At 60.5% G+C, this 17950-nt stretch carries 13 protein-coding genes; 7 read left to right on the top strand and 6 right to left on the bottom strand.

Going from position 1 to position 17950, the window contains the following annotated elements; all coding sequences use genetic code 11:
- Positions 1-13: 13 nt before the first annotated feature.
- From MF268_RS18385 to MF268_RS18375, 3 genes are all read right to left on the bottom strand, one after another.
- Entirely contained in the window at positions 14-1282 is a 1269-nt protein-coding gene (locus tag MF268_RS18385; protein ID WP_238372325.1) for an ABC transporter permease, read from the bottom strand.
- The gene (locus tag MF268_RS18380) at positions 1279-2085 is read right to left on the bottom strand and encodes a taurine ABC transporter ATP-binding protein (RefSeq protein ID WP_238372324.1); all 807 of its coding nucleotides are present in this window, start codon (positions 2083-2085) and stop codon (positions 1279-1281) included. The genes MF268_RS18385 and MF268_RS18380 overlap by 4 nt, the downstream gene beginning before the upstream one ends.
- A gap of 99 nt (positions 2086-2184) precedes the next feature.
- The gene (locus tag MF268_RS18375) at positions 2185-3174 is read right to left on the bottom strand and encodes a taurine ABC transporter substrate-binding protein (protein ID WP_238372323.1); all 990 of its coding nucleotides are present in this window, start codon (positions 3172-3174) and stop codon (positions 2185-2187) included.
- Positions 3175-3575: 401 nt separating this feature from the next.
- Between MF268_RS18375 and MF268_RS18370 the strand changes: the two genes are divergently transcribed.
- The 6 genes from MF268_RS18370 to MF268_RS18345 all read left to right on the top strand — a co-directional run bounded on the left by MF268_RS18370 (position 3576) and on the right by MF268_RS18345 (position 13221).
- Positions 3576-4967, top strand: a complete 1392-nt coding sequence (locus MF268_RS18370) for an aminotransferase family protein (protein WP_238372322.1) — start codon at positions 3576-3578, stop codon at positions 4965-4967.
- A 142-nt stretch (positions 4968-5109) separates the two neighbouring features.
- Entirely contained in the window at positions 5110-6582 is a 1473-nt protein-coding gene (gene pdxR, locus MF268_RS18365; RefSeq protein WP_238372321.1) for a MocR-like pyridoxine biosynthesis transcription factor PdxR, read from the top strand.
- Between the two features lie 214 nt (positions 6583-6796).
- Positions 6797-8572 (top strand): sulfoacetaldehyde acetyltransferase, encoded by a 1776-nt coding sequence (gene xsc / locus MF268_RS18360; protein ID WP_238372320.1) that lies wholly within the window; start codon positions 6797-6799, stop codon positions 8570-8572.
- A 159-nt stretch (positions 8573-8731) separates the two neighbouring features.
- Positions 8732-11509, top strand: coding sequence for a molybdopterin oxidoreductase family protein (locus MF268_RS18355; protein WP_238372319.1), 2778 nt, complete (start codon positions 8732-8734; stop codon positions 11507-11509).
- Positions 11510-11603: 94 nt separating this feature from the next.
- Positions 11604-12344, top strand: coding sequence for a 4Fe-4S dicluster domain-containing protein (locus MF268_RS18350; RefSeq protein ID WP_238372318.1), 741 nt, complete (start codon positions 11604-11606; stop codon positions 12342-12344).
- Between the two features lies 1 nt (position 12345).
- A complete protein-coding gene (locus MF268_RS18345) occupies positions 12346-13221 on the top strand; it encodes a dimethyl sulfoxide reductase anchor subunit family protein (RefSeq protein WP_238372317.1) in 876 nt (291 codons plus the stop codon).
- A gap of 30 nt (positions 13222-13251) precedes the next feature.
- On the opposite strand, the gene dapA is transcribed toward MF268_RS18345, so the two are convergent.
- Positions 13252-14124 carry a 4-hydroxy-tetrahydrodipicolinate synthase gene (gene dapA, locus MF268_RS18340; protein WP_238372316.1) on the bottom strand — a complete coding sequence of 291 codons (873 nt, stop codon included), beginning with the start codon at positions 14122-14124 and terminating at the stop codon, positions 13252-13254.
- A gap of 248 nt (positions 14125-14372) precedes the next feature.
- Between dapA and MF268_RS18335 the strand changes: the two genes are divergently transcribed.
- Positions 14373-16349: a lytic transglycosylase domain-containing protein gene (locus tag MF268_RS18335; RefSeq protein WP_238372315.1), complete on the top strand. Its 1977-nt coding sequence runs from the start codon at positions 14373-14375 to the stop codon at positions 16347-16349.
- On the opposite strand, the gene MF268_RS18330 is transcribed toward MF268_RS18335, so the two are convergent.
- A complete protein-coding gene (locus MF268_RS18330; RefSeq protein WP_238372314.1) occupies positions 16323-17240 on the bottom strand; it encodes a DMT family transporter in 918 nt (305 codons plus the stop codon). The genes MF268_RS18335 and MF268_RS18330 overlap by 27 nt on opposite strands.
- Positions 17237-17902 (bottom strand): tRNA (5-methylaminomethyl-2-thiouridine)(34)-methyltransferase MnmC2, encoded by a 666-nt coding sequence (mnmC2, locus tag MF268_RS18325; RefSeq protein ID WP_238372313.1) that lies wholly within the window; start codon positions 17900-17902, stop codon positions 17237-17239. The genes MF268_RS18330 and mnmC2 overlap by 4 nt, the downstream gene beginning before the upstream one ends.
- Positions 17903-17950: the final 48 nt, after the last annotated feature.

Genomic DNA, 17950 nt, shown 5'->3' with positions numbered 1-17950 from the left:
GATCAGGGGTGGCTTAGCCCTTGCCCTTCCACGGAACCAAGAGACGTTCCGCCCAGCGCATCAGCATATCTATGCCAAAACCGATAATACCGATCAGGATGATCCCCATGATCACGATATCCGTGTTCTGGAACTTCGACGCGACCATGATCATCATACCCGCGCCTTTTTCGGCGGCAACGAGTTCGGCGGCCACGACCGTTCCCCAGCAGACCCCCATTGCAACACGGGCACCTGTAAAGATGTCGGGCAGCGAGTTCGGGATGATGACATAACGCATGATCTGCCATTTGCTCGCGCCGAGCGAATAGGCAGCGTGAACCTTGGAGATCCGCACGCCCGACACGCCCGACCGCGCAGCAATCGCCATGATCCACAAGGCCGCAAGGAACAGCAGGATGATCTTGCCGACCTCGCCGATGCCCGCCCAGATTATGACCAGCGGGATAAGCGCCAGCGGGGGTACGGGGCGCATGAATTCCACGATCGGATCGAACCAGCCCCGGAACCAGTCAGACAGTCCCATCGCATAGCCGAGGGGGATGCCGACGATCGCCCCGCACAGGAAACCGACAATGACACGAAACAGCGAATAGCCGAGGTGTTCCCAGAGCGTCGACCCCCGGAAACCCTCGCTGGCGATCTCGACGACCCGCGCAACGACCGCTTCGGGCGCAGGGAGCCAGATCGGCTCCATCTGCCAGCCCTGGTTCGGCTCGAAATTGAGTGTTCCCTTGGGGCTCATGCCGATGCGACCGAAATCGGTGATGACCTCGCCGCCTGGGCTGATTGGCTGTCCGTTCACCGCGACGACTTCGGCACCTTCATCGCGTCCAAATTCGTCATTGCCATCGACGCGGATCAATCCGCTGCGCCAGACGCCGACGGTTGCACTGTCATTCTTGGCCCAGCCTTCGCCCGGATCTACTTCGGGGGCGTCAACGCTCTGATCGATCGGGTGAACCATCACGCTGACGGTTGCCGTATCGCTGCCCTGACCGGGTGCTTCTGCGGTGTATTCGAATGTTGCCAACCCCTCGAACGGGCCCGGCGCATGCAGGAATTTCGGCAGAAGGGTCGAGCCGGTGAACATGCCCCAAAGCAGGAACAGCGTCAGGATCGAAATGACCGAAGCCGCCCGGTTCGGACGCACCGCGCTTTCATCGCCGAAAGTGACCGTCTTGAGCGACGTGAAATCGCGCGTCGTCGCCTTGGCGATCACCTTTGTCACGAGGAAAAAGGCCACGACAAAGATAAAGACGTAGAGAAGTAGGACGATCATGCGCTTGCCTCCGTGCGGCCCATGATTTCCTCTTCCATGTCCCAGATCATCCCAAGGATCTCTTCACGCTTTACCGCGAACTCGGGGTGTTTCTTGACCTCCCGCAGGTCCTGATTGACACCAAGTTCCGCGAAAGGCAGGCGATATTCCTTGTGAATGCGACCGGGCCGCGGTGCCATGACCAGCAGGCGCTCCCCAAGCAGCAGCGCCTCTTCGACCGAGTGGGTGATCAGGATGATCGTCTTGCCGGTTTCTTTCCAAAGCTTGAGCACGAGGCTCTGCATCTTCTCCCGCGTCAGCGCATCCAGCGCCCCAAGCGGTTCGTCCATCAGGATCACGTCCGGATCGTTGGCGAGGCACCGCGCCAAGGCGACACGCTGCTGCATCCCGCCAGACAGCTCGTAAACCGCCTTTTCCTTGAAAGCCCCAAGGCCAACCACGTCCAGCAGGTGGTTCACTATCTTGTCCTTTTCGGCCTTGGCCATGCCTTTCATCGAAGGACCGAACCCGACATTTTCACGCACGCTCATCCACTCGAACAGCGCACCCTGCTGAAACACCATGCCACGCTCTGCATCTGGCCCTTTCACCTCGTGTCCGTTCAGCACGATGCGCCCGTCCGTTGGCGCCAGAAATCCTGCAACGATGTTGAGCAAGGTTGTCTTACCACAGCCGGATGGACCCAGAACGCTCAGCAGCTCTCCTGCCTTGAGATCAAGCGATACGTTCTTCAGCGCCTGAACCGACGTCCCGTTGGGCAGGTCAAAGCGCATGGATATATTGTCGATAGCCAACCCTGACATGAGGCCCCGCTTTCAAATTTCCAGATTGTCGTGATGGCCCTCGCCCGAGCCCGATGAGAAATGGACCGGGCAGCACAAGGGCAGCCCGATCCGTTTCAATCACATGCCATGCGCGGCCTGAAGCGGCCCCGTGTTGACAGCGTTTTCGTAAGAGTCCTTGGCCGCATCAATGCTGCCCGCTTCGACAAAGACCTGCGCCACGCCCTTCATGAACTCCTGCGCACCGCCACCAAGCCACTTGGCTTTGAGCTGGTCATCGACCGTCGGGAAGACAAAGGTCGAGATGGTCTCCATCGTCGCCTCTTCGTCCATGCCCGCGTCCTTGGCGATCACGGGAAGCATTTCGGCGTGGTTAGCCTCATCGGCCCACATCGCATTGGCTTCAGCCGTGACCTTGAGGAATTTCGCGGCAACATCGCTGTTTTCGGCAACCCAACCGGCCGGGGCCGAGGTGACGTCGAACACGAGAATGCCAAGCTCTTCCTTTTCTGCACCGGTCAGCAACACGTTGCCATGCTCTTTCATACGGCGCAGTGAACCGCCCCAGCCGCAGGCCATGTCGACCGCACCCTGCGCAAAGGCAGCCGCGCCATCCGGCGGCGCCATGTCGACGATCTCAAGGCTGTCGAGCGGAACCCCGAAATGGTCCATCTGCTTGAGAAACCCGTAATGCGCCGCAGTTCCCAGCGGAACGGCGACCTTTTTGCCTTCCAGCTCGCCCGCGCTGTCCTTGTCGATTTCAAGAGCGCTGGCCACGACGCAGTTGTCGTTATCCGAGTAGCTGACCGCAACATCGAGCACCTGAAGGTCCTGCCCGGCGCTCGCCGCGACGACGAAAGGCGGTACGCCCTGGCTGACACTGATTTGCACGTCGCCCGAAGCCATCGCCGCGCTCATGGCGGTGCCCGCATCAAAGCTCACCCAGTTGACCGTCTCGCCCAGCGCTTCGTCATACATGCCGGTGGCCTTCGCGTATTGGAATGGCATAGGCCATTCGAGGAAGTAGCCGACCGTAATATCCGCCAGCGCAGGTCCGGCGGCAAAGGCAAGCGACGCTGCCGCGCCCAGCAGTCTAAGTTTCGTTTTCATGTTTTTCTCCCTATTCCGCCGCTTGTGCGGCTTGTTACATTGTCCGGCCGCTGCACAGCCGGATCAAATTTTCCGAAATGCGCCCTTTCGGGTGCGTCCCTTCCGATAACCCGAACCGAAAAGAAGCAGCCGATCAACATTTTTTGTGACAGCTTTCAACCCAAATCAGCAAAAGAGGTCGTCAAGAATACGGGCGAAGAAATGGTTTTTTTTATTAAAATCCTATAGTTAAATCATCTCGACTTACGAGGGACAGCACTTCACAGCCCATTCTGGACTTATGGCTGATGCTGAATTGGCCCTATAATCTGCAAAGAATTCGCGCTGTTGTCGTTAATGAAACGAGGGTAGCGAGTCTGCCCGTTTTTCCTGTGTTTTCACCGCATTCGAAAGGGCCCGTCATGGATGGCGCATTCAGCGAGAACGATATTTCTCATGTTGTAGAGGCCGACAAGGCCCATGTCTGGCACCACCTCAGCCAGCACAAACCCTATGAGACCTCCGATCCCCGCATCATCGTCGAAGGCAAGGGCATCCATGTCTGGGACCAGCACGGGAAGAAACATCTCGATGCGGTTTCCGGCGGCGTCTGGACCGTCAACGTCGGCTATGGCCGCGAGTCTATCGCCAATGCCGTGCGCGACCAGCTGATCAAGCTGAACTATTTTGCCGGATCTGCCGGCTCCATTCCAGGCGCGATCTACGCCGAAAAGCTGATCTCCAAGATGCCGGGTCTATCCCGCGTCTACTACATGAACAGCGGGTCTGAGGCGAACGAGAAAGCCTTCAAGATGGTGCGCCAGATCGCGCACAAGAAATACGGCGGCAAGAAACACAAGATTCTGTACCGCGACCGCGACTACCACGGTACGACCATCGCCTGCCTGTCCGCAGGCGGTCAGGACGAACGTGGGATGCAGTACGGCCCCTTTACCCCGGGTTTCGTCCGGGTGCCGCATTGCCTCGAATACCGTCGCCACGAACAGGATGGTGCTCCGGTCGAGAACTACGGCGAATGGGCGGCGGAACAGATCGAAGCGGTCATCCTGCGGGAAGGCCCGGATACTGTCGGTGCGCTCTGCCTCGAGCCGGTAACGGCGGGCGGTGGGGTCATCACGCCGCCGGAAGGCTACTGGCAGAAAGTCCAGGAAATCTGCCGCAAATACGATATCCTGCTGCATATCGACGAGGTCGTCTGCGGCGTCGGGCGGACCGGTACATGGTTCGGCTACCAGCAATACGGCATCGAACCGGATATGGTGACAATGGCCAAGGGTGTGGCGTCGGGCTATGCCGCCATTGCCTGTCTCGTGACAACCGAGAAAGTATTCGAGATGTTCAAGGACGATCCCTCGGACAAGCTGAACTACTTCCGGGATATCTCGACATTCGGCGGTTGCACCTCCGGGCCGGCCGCAGCGCTTGAAAACATGCGCATCATCGAGGACGAAAACCTGCTCGACAACACGGTTGCCATGGGCGAACGGCTGATGGACAATCTGCACGCGCTGAAAGACAAGCACCAGATTATCGGTGACGTGCGCGGCAAGGGCCTGTTCTGCGGGCTGGAGCTCGTCGCAGACCGCGAGAGCAAGGAACCGGTGACCGAGGCACAGATCGCCGCTGTAACGGGCGACTGCATGGCGCAAGGCGTTGTGATCGGCGCTTCGAACCGCTCCGTTCCCGGCAAGAACAACTGCCTGTGCTTCTCGCCGGCCCTGATCGCGAGCGCCGACAATATCGACGAGATCACCTCGGCCGTCGATTCCGCTCTGACCAAGGTGTTTGGCTGACAAGAAAATTCACTTTTCTTGAGAAAATTTCCTTCGGAAAATTGGCCCCGGCATGCGTGCCGGGGCTTTTTTGCAACCAGCAAGTCTTGCGCACCTCTAAGTCCAGATTGCACCCGCCTTAAGACCAGCTTATTGCCAATACATGGCAATATCGGTCGAAACGTTTTTTCTCGCGGCAGACGGGCAAGGTACGCTCCAAGCGCAGATCCAGCAAATGATCGCGCAGGGTATCCTTTCAGGCCGGTTCCACCGCGGTGAAAAGCTCCCCTCCTCGCGCAGCCTCGCCGCGCACCTCGGGGTCAGCCGCATCACCGTCACCCTTGCCTATACCGAATTGCTTGCCAACGACTATCTAAGCTCCCGTGGTCGTTCCGGGTACTTCGTTTCCGACAACGCACCGGTGCCCCCTATCTACGACCCCCGCCCCGCTTCGGAGGACCGGGTGGATTGGGCTCGGGCGATCACCCGCACGTTTACAGGCGGCGATACACCGGTCAAACCTTCGGATTGGGAAAACTACCGCTATCCTTTCATTTACGGACAGGTAGATCCCACACTATTCGACCATGCGAACTGGCGGCTCAGCGCCATGCGCGCTCTCGGGGCCAAAGATTTCTCTTCCCTTACCTCCGACTACTACGACCGTGACGATCCGCTTCTCGTGGAATTCATATCGCGTCACACGCTGCCTCGTCGTGGGATCACCGCGCGTCCGTCTGAGGTACTCATCACCATGGGTGCACAGAACGCGCTCTGGCTCACCGCGCAGGTTCTGCTCAACAGCCGCCGCCGGGCCGCGATCGAAGATCCCGGTTATCACGCACTCAGGGACGTCCTTGCCCATACCCGCTGCGCCATTTCGCCGGTGCGCGTCGATGCCGATGGCCTGCCGCCAGATGCCATTCCGGCCGACACGGACATCATATTCTCAACGCCGAGCCATCAGTCCCCGACCACGGCCACGATGCCGATGGCCCGACGCAAGGCCTTGCTTGAAAAGGCCAGCGCGCTGAACGCCCTCATCATCGAGGATGATTACGAATTTGAACTGTCCTTTCTCGGCGCCCCCTCCCCCGCGCTTAAATCGATGGATCGCGACGGGCGCGTGATCTACGTTGGCTCTTTTTCCAAATCGCTGTTTCCCGGTCTGCGACTTGGCTATCTGGTCGGATCGGAACCCTTTATCCGCGAAGCCCGCGCCCTGCGCGCCTCGGTGCTTCGTCACCCGCCGGGGCACGTGCAGCGCACCGCCGCTTACTTCCTGTCTTTGGGACATTACGACGCCCAGATCAGGCGAATGTCCAAGGCCCTGCATGCGCGCCGTAAACAGCTTGAGGACTCGGTGCTGCATCACGGTCTTACCATTGCCGGGAACGGCGGTTACGGTGGTTCGGCCCTGTGGATGCAGGCGCCGGTCCATGTGGATACCGAATTGCTGGCCAATCAGTTGCGCCGGAAAGCCGTGCTTATCGAACCGGGCGCGCCCTTCTTTTCCGCCAAGGCAGGCCCCGCGAATTTCTACCGGCTGGGGTATTCGTCAATCCATATCGACCGGATCGACGATGGCGTGCGTCTGATCCGCGAAGGGCTGGAAAGATACGAACCGACGGCCTGACCCACCGCCGGATGCGTTTGTCGGAGCCTTTCCGAAAGGGCCATCCTGCCAGCGTCTTTGCCATGCTCCGTTCAAATCTATAGTAGTGGCACGGGCGAAACAGCGATGTGGACCTAACTGCCACTCACAACTGGCCCTAACCGCGAAAGCCTGCAATCCGGTACTGTCCGCACAAACGCAAACGGGGCGATCCGCCCCCAAACGAGGCACCCCGATGAAGATGACAACAGAAGAAGCCTTTGTAAAAACATTGCAAAGGCATGGAATCGAACACGCTTTTGGCATCATCGGATCGGCTTTCATGCCGATCTCCGACCTTTTCCCAAAGGCTGGCATCACCTTCTGGGACTGCGCACACGAAGGTTCCGGCGGCATGATGGCCGATGGCTATACCCGCGCCTCCGGCAAGATGAGCATGATGATCGCGCAGAACGGCCCCGGGATCACCAACTTCGTCACTGCTGTGAAAACCGCGTATTGGAACCATACGCCGCTGCTACTGGTCACACCGCAGGCCGCGAACAAGACCCTCGGTCAGGGCGGGTTCCAGGAAGTCGAGCAGATGAAACTGTTCGAGGATATGGTGGCATATCAGGAAGAGGTCCGTGACCCGTCCCGCGTCGCCGAAGTGCTGAACCGCGTGATCCTGCAGGCAAAGCGCGCCTCGGCCCCGGCTCAGATCAACCTGCCTCGTGATTACTGGACGCAAGTGATCGATATCGAGATCCCCGAAGTCGTCGAATTCGAACGCCCCTCCGGCGGCGAAAAGGCGCTGGACGATGCCGCCGCGATGCTGAGCGCTGCCAAGAATCCCGTTATCCTCAACGGTGCCGGTGTCGTTCTTGCCGGTGCGATCCCCGACACGATGAAACTGGCCGAGCGTCTCACCGCACCGGTCTGCGTCGGCTACCAGCACAACGACGCCTTCCCCGGCTCTCACCCGCTTTTCGCAGGTCCGCTGGGCTATAACGGGTCCAAGGCCGGGATGGAGCTGATCAAGGATGCGGACGTTGTGCTGTGCCTCGGCACCCGCCTGAACCCGTTCTCGACGCTGCCGGGCTATGGGATGGATTACTGGCCCAAGGACGCAAAGATCATTCAGGTCGACATCAATCCCGACCGCATCGGGCTAACCAAGAAGGTGTCGGTCGGCATCGTTGGCGACGCCAAGAAAGTCGCGCAGGGAATCCTGTCGCGCCTCTCCGATAGCGCAGGTGACGAAGGCCGCGATGACCGTCAGGCGAAGATCGCGCAAGCCAAATCCGCATGGGCGCAGCAGCTTTCCTCAATGGATCACGAAGATGACGATCCGGGCACCACATGGAACGAACGCGCCCGCTCGGCCAAGCCTGACTGGATGAGCCCGCGGATGGCATGGCGCGCGATTCAGAGCGCCCTGCCGCGTGAAGCCATCATCTCTTCGGATATCGGCAACAACTGCGCCATCGGCAACGCCTACCCCTCGTTTGAGGAAGGGCGCAAATATCTAGCGCCGGGGCTGTTCGGTCCCTGCGGCTATGGCCTGCCAGCCATCATCGGTGCCAAGATCGGCTGCCCGGACGTACCGGTGGTTGGCTTTGCCGGCGACGGCGCCTTTGGCATCGCGGTGACGGAACTGACCGCCATTGCCCGCAAGGAATGGCCGCCGATCACCATGATCGTTTTCCGCAACTACCAGTGGGGCGCGGAAAAGCGGAACTCGACCCTGTGGTATGACGACAACTTTGTCGGCACCGAATTGTCCGACGGCGTTTCCTATGCCGGCATCGCTCAGGCCTGTGGTCTGAAAGGCGTTCAGGCGAAGACGATGGAGGGTCTGACCGAGGCGCTGAACCAAGCGATCACCGACCAGATGCAGAATGGCACGACCACCCTTATCGAAGCGCTGATCAATCAGGAACTCGGAGAACCCTTCCGCCGTGACGCGATGAAAAAGCCGGTCTCAGTGGCCGGAATAGACCCGGCTGATATGCGTACACAAACCGTATGATACCTGTATGACATCCGTCATACATGCCGAACCCCGGTGCCAAAGCCGGGGTTCTGGCAGCAACTGTTGACTTTGTTCCAATTTTTACGCCCCATCGGGGACAGGGTTTTACCAACGACCTGAATAGCAGAACGAATACCTAGACGCGCCCGGGACTGAATGGCCTTACACCAACCCAAGCTTGATACGTCACCCCGGGTTTCCGACGAGATCCGCAAGACCACCTGTTACATGTGCGCCTGCCGCTGCGGGATCAACGTTCACATGAAATCGGGCAAGGTCTCTTACATCGAAGGCAACCGTGATCACCCGGTGAACAAGGGCGTGCTCTGCGCCAAGGGGTCGGCCGGGATCATGCAGCATACCGCGCCCTCGCGGCTGCGCGCGCCTCTTAAACGGGTCGGGCCACGCGGATCAGGCGAATTCAAAGAGATCAGTTGGGACGAAGCGCTCGATCTCGCCACCGAATGGATGGCGCCACTTCGCGACAAAGCACCTGAAAAACTGGCCTTTTTTACTGGTCGCGACCAGTCGCAGTCCTTCACCAGCTTCTGGGCGCAGAATTTCGGCACGCCGAACTACGCGGCGCATGGCGGATTTTGTTCCGTCAACATGGCCACCGCCGGGATTTACACAATGGGCGGCGCGTTCTGGGAATTCGGGCAGCCCGACTGGGACCACACCAAACTCTTCATGCTGTTCGGTGTGGCCGAGGATCACGACAGTAATCCGATCAAGATGGGGCTGGGCAAGATCAAGGCGCGCGGCGCTAAGGTGATCGGGGTTAATCCGATCCGAACGGGGTACAACGCGATCGCCGACGAATGGGTCGGCATCACGCCCGGCACCGATGGCCTGTTCATCCTGTCGCTTGTCCATGTGCTTATGGCAGCGGGCAAAATAGACCTCGACTATCTGTCGCGCTATACAAACGCGCCGGTACTGTTGAATTCTGACCCGGATTCCGCCGAATTCGGTCTGTTCCTGCGCGATGACGACGGCAAACCGCTGGTCATCGACCGTGTGTCGAAAGAACTGGCGCCCTTCGACCGGCCGGGCGTGCGCCCCGACCTCTCGGCCAGTTACGATCAGAAAGACATCACCCATCGGACAGTTTTCCACCGGATGGCCGAACGCTACCTGTCCCCCGAATATGCGCCAGAGAATGTAGCCGAGCGCTGTGGCATCAGCGCGGCGAGGATAAGGAGTATTGCGGCGGAGCTTGCCCGCGTCGCCTTTGACGAAGCTATCGATCTTGACCGCGAATGGACCGATTTCCGGGGCGAAACCCATCGCAGCATGATCGGACGTCCGGTCAGTTTTCACGCCATGCGCGGCATCTCTGCGCATTCCAACGGGTTTCAGACCTGCCGCGCGCTGCACGTGTTGCAGATCATTCTCGGTTCGGTCGAAACGCCTGGCGGTTTCCGCTTCAAACCTCCCTATCCGAAACCTGCCGAGGCCCATCCCAAACCCCATTGCAACGTGACGCCCGGGGGGCCGCTGGACGGCCCGCACCTTGGATTTGTTCAAGGGCCGGTTGACCTCGCGCTGAAACCCGATGGCTCGCCTGCGCGGATCGACAAGGCCTTTACGTGGGAAAACCCCATGTCGGCGCATGGGCTGATGCATATGGTCATTTCCAATGCCCATGCCGGCGATCCCTACAAGATCGACACGCTGTTTCTCTACATGGCGAACATGTCGTGGAACTCCTCCATGAACACGGGCGACGTCATGGAGATGCTGACGGACAAGGGTGAGGATGGCGAATATGTCATTCCCCGGATCATCTACTCGGATGCCTATAGCTCGGAAATGGTGGCCTATGCAGACCTGATCCTTCCTGACACGACCTATCTTGAACGGCATGACTGCATTTCCCTACTCGACCGGCCGATCTGCGAGGCCGATGCCGCCGCCGATGCCATCCGCTGGCCCGTCGTCGAACCTGACCGGGACGTGCGCGGGTTTCAGTCGGTTCTCTGCGATCTGGGCACGCGTCTAGGCCTGCCAGGATTCGTGAATGCGGACGGGAGCCAGAAATACGCCGATTACGCGGATTACATCGTCTCGCATGAACGCCGCCCCGGGATTGGTCCGCTTGCCGGCTGGCGAGTGGGCAACGGCCCGGGGCGCGGCGAGGCCCCGCCAGACCAGATCGACAGATATATTGAAAACGGCGGATTCTGGATCAAGCACATCCCCGAGGAATGCGCTTATTACAAACCGTGGAACTCGGCCTATCAGGACTGGGCTGTCGAGACGGGTTTCTACGACAAGCCCCAGCCCTATCTGTTCCAGCTTTATGTTGAACCTCTGCGCCGGTTCCAGCTTGCCGCGGAAGGTCACGGAGATCGCCAGCCTCCCGAGGCACTGCGCGACCAGATCAAGGAAAAACTCGATCCGCTGCCGATCTGGTACAGCGATGGTGAAGATGCGGACGAAAGCTTTGACATCCATGCGCTGACGCAGCGCCCGATGGCAATGTATCACAGCTGGGGCAGCCAGAACGCTTGGCTGCGGCAACTTCACGGACAAAACCCGCTTTATGTGCCAAGCAATCTGATGCGGGAAAAAGGGTTGCAGGACGGCGACTGGGCGCGGGTTAGTTCGGCACATGGCGAGATCATCGTGCCGGTCATGGAAATGGCTGCGCTGAATTCGAATACAATCTGGACATGGAATGCCATTGGTAAACGCAAGGGCGCGTGGGCACTGGACCCCGACGCGCCCGAGGCCAGAACAGGCTTTCTGCTCAACCATCTGATATCCGAGCTCCTGCCGCCAAAAGGCGATGGGCTGCGCTGGTCGAACTCAGATCCGGTGACAGGACAGGCGGCGTGGTTCGACCTGCGTGTCCGGATCGAGAAGGTGTCCCCTCCCGACCAAAGCCAGCCGGTTTTTCCACCGATCCACTATTCGGCGGACCAGTAAGAATGGAAGGTTTCGTGACCAGATCCCCAAATTTTTCCAAAAAATTTGCCAAGAAAATTTCAGTTTTTTTGGGCGTTTCGAAGGTTTCCGCGCGATGACCGAACTTCCCGGTGAAACCACCCGCAAACTGGGTCTGGTCATCGACCTCGACACCTGCGTCGGCTGCCACGCCTGCGTGATATCCTGTAAAGGCTGGAACACCGAGAACTACGGCGCACCGCTCTCGGATCAGGATGCCTATGGCGCAGAACCAACCGGCACGTTCCTCAATCGCGTGCATTCCTACGAGGTCCAGCCTGACAGCGGACCGGCGCAGCTGATCCATTTCCCCAAGTCCTGTCTGCATTGCGAAGACGCGCCCTGCGTGACTGTCTGCCCGACGGGCGCCAGCTACAAGCGGGTCGAGGACGGTATCGTGCTCGTCAACGAAACCGACTGTATCGGATGTGGCCTCTGCGCCTGGGCCTGTCCATACGGTGCGCGTGAAATGGACGGGGCCGAGAAGGTGATGAAGAAATGCACCCTCTGCGTGGACCGGATCTATAACGAGAACCTGCCCGAAGAAGATCGCGAACCCGCCTGTGTGCGGACATGCCCCGCCGGCGCGCGCCACTTCGGCGATTTCGCGGACCCCGACAGCAATGTGTCGCGACTGACGCGGGAACGTGGTGGCATCGAGCTTATGTCTGAGCAGGGCACCCGCCCCGTCAACCGTTACCTGCCACCGCGTGCAAAGGATCGGATGGCCGAAACGCAAACGCAGCAACTCGATCCAGTAGCGACTGATTTGCCCGGTTTTCTTGGCTGGCTCGACAGGGCGCTGGACCGGCTTTGACATGAATCCCGCAGCTTCTGTTATCGCTTTCACCTCTCTCTCCGGGCTTGGCTTTGGTCTGCTCTTCTGGCTCGGGCTTGGGTTCCCGCCTGTCACAGACTGGGTTGCCTTCGTGTTCTTCGCGCTCGCCTACCTGCTGGCGGTCGGCGGTTTGCTCGCCTCGACCTTTCACCTCGGGCATCCCGAGCGGGCGCTCAAGGCGTTTACCCAATGGAAGACAAGCTGGCTCAGCCGCGAGGCTTGGAGCTCTGTTGCCACGCTTCTTGTCATGGCCGCTTTCGGTGCCGGGCTTCTTTTCGCCGGGATCGCAATCGCACCCGTCGGTTGGCTTGGCGCCGTACTTTCCCTGCTGACCGTCTTTACCACGTCGATGATCTATTCGCAGCTTCGGACGGTTCCCCGCTGGCATCAGCCGTTGACCCCGGTTCTGTTCCTGAGCCTCAGCCTGTCAGGCGGCGCCCTGCTGGCTGGCATGACAAGCGTCGCGCCCTGGCTGCTGGTTCTGGCAGGGGTGATCCAGTGCCTCCACTGGTGGCGGGGCGATCAGGCACTGGCCAGCTCCGGCACGACACTCGCAACGGCAACCGGACTTGGCAGCATCGGCAAGGTTCGCTCTTTCGAACCGCCTCACACGGGCGGCAATTACCTGACCCGCGAGATGATCTACGTGGTGGGTCGCAAACATGCGCGCAAACTGCGCGTCATAGCACTGCTGCTAATGGTGGTTCTGCCCGCCGTTCTGTTGCTTCTGCCTATCAGCCATGCTCTTGCAGCGCTGGCCGTCGTCAGTCACCTGACCGGCGTTGTCACATCCAGATGGCTGTTCTTTGCAGAGGCCGAACACGTTGTCGGCCTCTACTATGGTGAGCGAACATAAGCCAGCCAAGCAACGCCGGGCCGCAGAGGATCAGATCAGACCTGCATGTTCCATGGCTGCATCGATCGCCGCCTTGGTGCTGTCTTCGAGCGCGGTAAGCGGCGAGCGGACTTCATCGCTGCAGAGCCCAAGACGGGAAAGGCCGTATTTTGCTCCGGTTACGCCGGGCTCCATGAAAATCGCTTCGTGCAGCGGCATCAACCGGTCCTGATATTCAAGCGCCTTGACGAAATCGCCCTCTGCCATGGCCGCCTGGAATTCGGCGCAGAGCCGGGGAGCGACGTTTGCCGTGACCGAGATACAGCCCACGCCACCATGCGCATTGAACGCAAGCGCGGTCGCGTCTTCACCCGAAAGCTGGACGAAATCCTTGCCGCAGGCGGCGCGCTGCTGGCTCACACGTTCCAGCTTGGCGGTCGCGTCCTTGACACCGATGATCCGGGGCAGCTTGGACAGTTCTCCCATCGTCGCAGGCACCATGTCGATGACCGAACGCGGAGGGATGTTGTAGATGATGATCGGCAGGTCGCAGCAGTCATGGACCGCCGTGAAATGCGCGATCAGCCCCTTCTGGGTCGGCTTGTTGTAATAAGGCGTAACGACAAGCGCGGCATCGGCACCAGCTTTTTCCGCGAAACGGATCAGGCGCACGGCCTCGGTCGTGTTGTTCGACCCGGCACCCGCGATCACCGGTACGCGCCCGGCTGCGGCGTTTACCACCTCTTCGACGACCTGCTCATGCTCTTCGTGGCTAAGGGTCGGGCTTTCGCCAGTGGTCCCTACGGGCACTATGGCCGCGGAGCCTTCCTCTATATGCCAGTCGACCAGACGTTTGAGTGCATAGATGTCCAGTTTGCCGTCGCGGAACGGGGTAACGAGGGCGGGCATTGAGCCTTTGAACATGGACACTCTCCGTAGTTTAACGTGATGTTGACGGGTTTGCCCCATCAATCACCGGGCTTTTGGTGACGGGTGTCTCCCGTCCGGTAATTTCGGTTGCGTCGGCGGGTGAAATCCGCTGACAGGGTTGCGTTGTGCGGACGAGACTCATCCGGTCAAAGATGATCGCTGGCACGAAAGTGAGTTGATCCCGCCTATACAGGCTTTATCGTCTAGAGGCTCTAAACTCGGATGCTCGGGAAATGCAAGTGATGACACGCGTTCTGGCCCTTTTCGCCCTTATTTTGGCGGCTCTCGCACTGCCCGCCTTGGCGGATAGTGCCGACGATCTGCGCCGCGCGATGATCGAGATGCGGCAAGGGGATTACGAGTCGGCCCTGCGCACTGCCGGACGCGAAGGATCCATCGGGCGTGACGTGATCGAATGGCATCGGCTGCGGGCCGGGCGCGGCACTGGCGGCGAGGTCATTGCCTTTCTGGGCAGGCGCCCCGACTGGCCGGGTCTGGACTGGCTGCGCCGCAAGAGCGAAGGGGCGATTGCGGCCACGGGACAGGCGGAAGTGCTGCGGTTTTTCACCCAGTCACCACCGCAAAGCCCCGAAGGCGTGCTGGCCTTTGCCAATGCGCTGATCGATACGGACGCCCGCGGCGATGGCGAGGCAGCGCTGGTACTGGCATGGCGCACCATGCCAATGGGAAGCGCCATTCAGGCCGCCTACCTCTCAGCGCACAAGGAATTGCTGGCCCCTCATCACGAGGCGCGGCTGTCGCGCATGTTGTGGGACGGTCACCTCGACAGTGCCGCGCAGATGCTGCACATCGTCAATGACGCGCACCGTAAACTTGCCGAGGCGCGGATCGCCCTGCAGCAACAGGCTCCGGGCGTCGATACGAAGATTGCCGCCGTGCCCGCATCGCTCCAGAACGATCCCGGCATGGCCTATGACCGGTTTGTCTGGCGCGACAAGAAAGGGCGCGACGCCGACGCGATTGCCCTTATGCTTGAGCGCAGCTCGAACGCCGAGTCGCTGGGTGATCCCGGCGCATGGGCCTATCGCCGGCTCAACCTTGCCCGTGCGATGATGCGCAGGGGCGATCCGGCACAGGCCTACAATATCGCCGCGTCGCACCACACAACGCCCGAAGCGGGCTATGTCCACGCCGATCTTGAATGGCTTTCCGGGTTTCTTGCCCTGCGCAAGTTAAACAACCCCAAGGTCGCGCTGGAACATTTCCGCCGTTTCGAGGCCGCCGTTCAATCCCCGATCTCGCAGGGTCGCGGCGGGTACTGGCTGGGCCGGGCGCATGAGGCGCTGGGTGAAGCCGACGCGGCCAAGCTCGCCTATGCGATGGGCGCGCAATACCAGACCTCGTTCTACGGTCTGCTTGCGGCGGAACGAGCCGGGCTGCCGTTTGACCCGTCCCTGCGCCAGCCACCGGAATTGCCCGACTGGCGCGATGCGGCTTTCATGGATTCCTCTGTCCTGATGGCGGGGCTGATGCTGCTGACAGCAGGAGAGGAAAACCTTGGCGAACGGTTCCTTACCCATCTAGTCGAATCGCAGGATGAGATCGGCGCGGGGCAGATGGGGCAGATGGCGGTCGAAATGGAACGGCCCCATCTGGCGGTGATGATCGCCAAGCGCGCGGCGCGGCAGGGGCAGATCCTTTACGGCGCTTACTATCCCATACACCCCGTCGGCCGGATGGATCTGCCGATGGCGCCCGAGATGACCCTTGCCATCGCCCGCCGGGAAAGCGAATTCGACCACACGGTCATCAGCGGCGCCGGGGCGCGCGGCTTGATGCAGGTAATGCCTGCGACGGCCAAGATCGTCGCCACGGGCCTTGGAATTCTCTCGGCCCATGACACGGGCCGGCTGACGCGCGAATGGGACTATAACGCCAAGCTGGGCGCGAATTACCTTGCGACGCTCGCGGGCGATTTCACCGGCAATGTCGTCATGATGTCCGCAGGATATAACGCCGGGCCGGGCCGCCCCTCGCGCTGGATGGAGCTTTACGGTGATCCGCGCCGTGCCGAGCCGAAAGACGAGGTCGAGATCGTCGACTGGATCGAGATGATTCCCTTCGACGAGACCCGGAACTACGTCATGCGGGTCACCGAGAGCCTGCCTGTCTATCGCGCCCGGCTGGGCAAGGACCCTTTGCCTATCCCCTTCTCGCGCGAGCTTGCCGGGTCAACTCTTCTGGCGTTCGCGCCATAGGGTAAACAGCCCGGCGGCCACGATGATCGCTGCACCAATGGCAACATTGGTGCGCAGCACTTCGCCGAATACGATCATCCCGATGGCCGACGCAAAAACCAGCTGGAAATAGGCAAAGGGCTGTACCGCACTGGCCTCGGCGGCCTCGTAGCAGCGGATCAGCAGCCAGTGGCCCGAAGCGCCTGTCAGACACAGCAAGGCCATCCAGGCATAGTCAGTCTGCGTCATCGGCTCCCAGTACCATATACCGACCGCGGTCATGAACACCGCGCCCGTAACGCCGGTCCAGAAAAAGGAGGTGGCCGTGCGATCTTGCCGTCCAGCATAGCGGGTCAAAAGCCCGTAGACCGCGAACATCACCGCCGAGATCAGCGGAATCACCGCCAGTGGGTCAAAGACGCCAAACCCCGGTTGCAGGATGATCAACACGCCGACAAAGCCGATAGCGATGGCCGTCCAGCGTCGCCAGCCGACCTTTTCGCCCAGGATTGGACCGGAAAGCGCCGCCACCAGAAGCGGGTAACAGGCAAACACCGCATGGCTTTCAACAAGTCCCAGAAGGGTAAAACCGTAGATTGCCACGCAGATTTCCCCGGCCAGCATCAGGCCGCGGAAAATCTGCAGATACGGCTGGCTGGTACGCGCCGCCGCGCGCAAGCCGCCAGCCGTGCGCGCCGCAAGCGCTATGACGAAAGTGGCGAAGAACCAGTAGCGGATCATGACCACCATGATGGTGTTGTATTCGCTTGCCAGATGGCGCGAGATCGCGTCTTGGAGTGAGAAAACCACCGTGGTCGCCAGCATGAGCGCCACACCGAGCGGGACGTTGTTGCTTTGCGTGGCAGGAGCCTGTGCCGGAACGGCAGCGCGCGGCAAATGTGTTTCGCTCATTCCAGAATCGCCCGTGTCATATGTCTCTTGCGCCCGTATCCCGGGACCCGTCTCACGTCAAACCCGGCCGCTTCCAGACCGCGGCGCACGAAACCTGCCGCCGTATAGGTCGCTGCTGTACCGCCCGGAACCGTATGGGCCGCGACCTCGACCATCAGCTCGGGTTGCCAGAGCTCGGGGTTCTTCGCTGGGGAGAACCCATCAAGAAACCATGCGTCGGCGCGGCCCTGCCAGGCGGCGAGGCTCTCCCGCGCGTCCCCGCCCACGATTTCGAGCGAAACGGTGGGATGGGAGAACGCACCACCCGCCCAGAAGGCCACCAGCGCCTCGGCCGGCTCGGCCAGTTCAGGGTAATGCGACAGGGCGCGGATCATTTCCTCGGGCGACATGGGGAAACCCTCGAACCCCGTGTAGTGCAGATGGCCGGGCGCGCCCGCCTTTTCCCATGCCACGAGGGTCGCCAGAAAATTCAAACCCGTGCCAAACCCAAGCTCGGCAATGCGAAACCCGTCGACGAACCGCTTTGGCAGATCATTCCCGGCAAGGAAAACGTGGCGCGTTTCCGCGAGCCCGTTTTCGAGACTGAAATACGGATCGTCAAAGCGCTTGGAAACCGGCACGCCGTTTTCCCGCCATTCGATCTCTGCCTTCTGGTGCTGCATCGCGCAATTCTCTAAACCAAGCCCGGAACGGCGCGACACTGGCGAAAG

This window comes from Heliomarina baculiformis, assembly GCF_019966545.1.
GTDB classification, from domain to species: Bacteria; Pseudomonadota; Alphaproteobacteria; order Rhodobacterales; family Rhodobacteraceae; genus Heliomarina; species Heliomarina baculiformis.
Note: the sequence above shows the minus strand (reverse complement) of the source record. Positions and strands in the feature narration are given on the sequence as shown.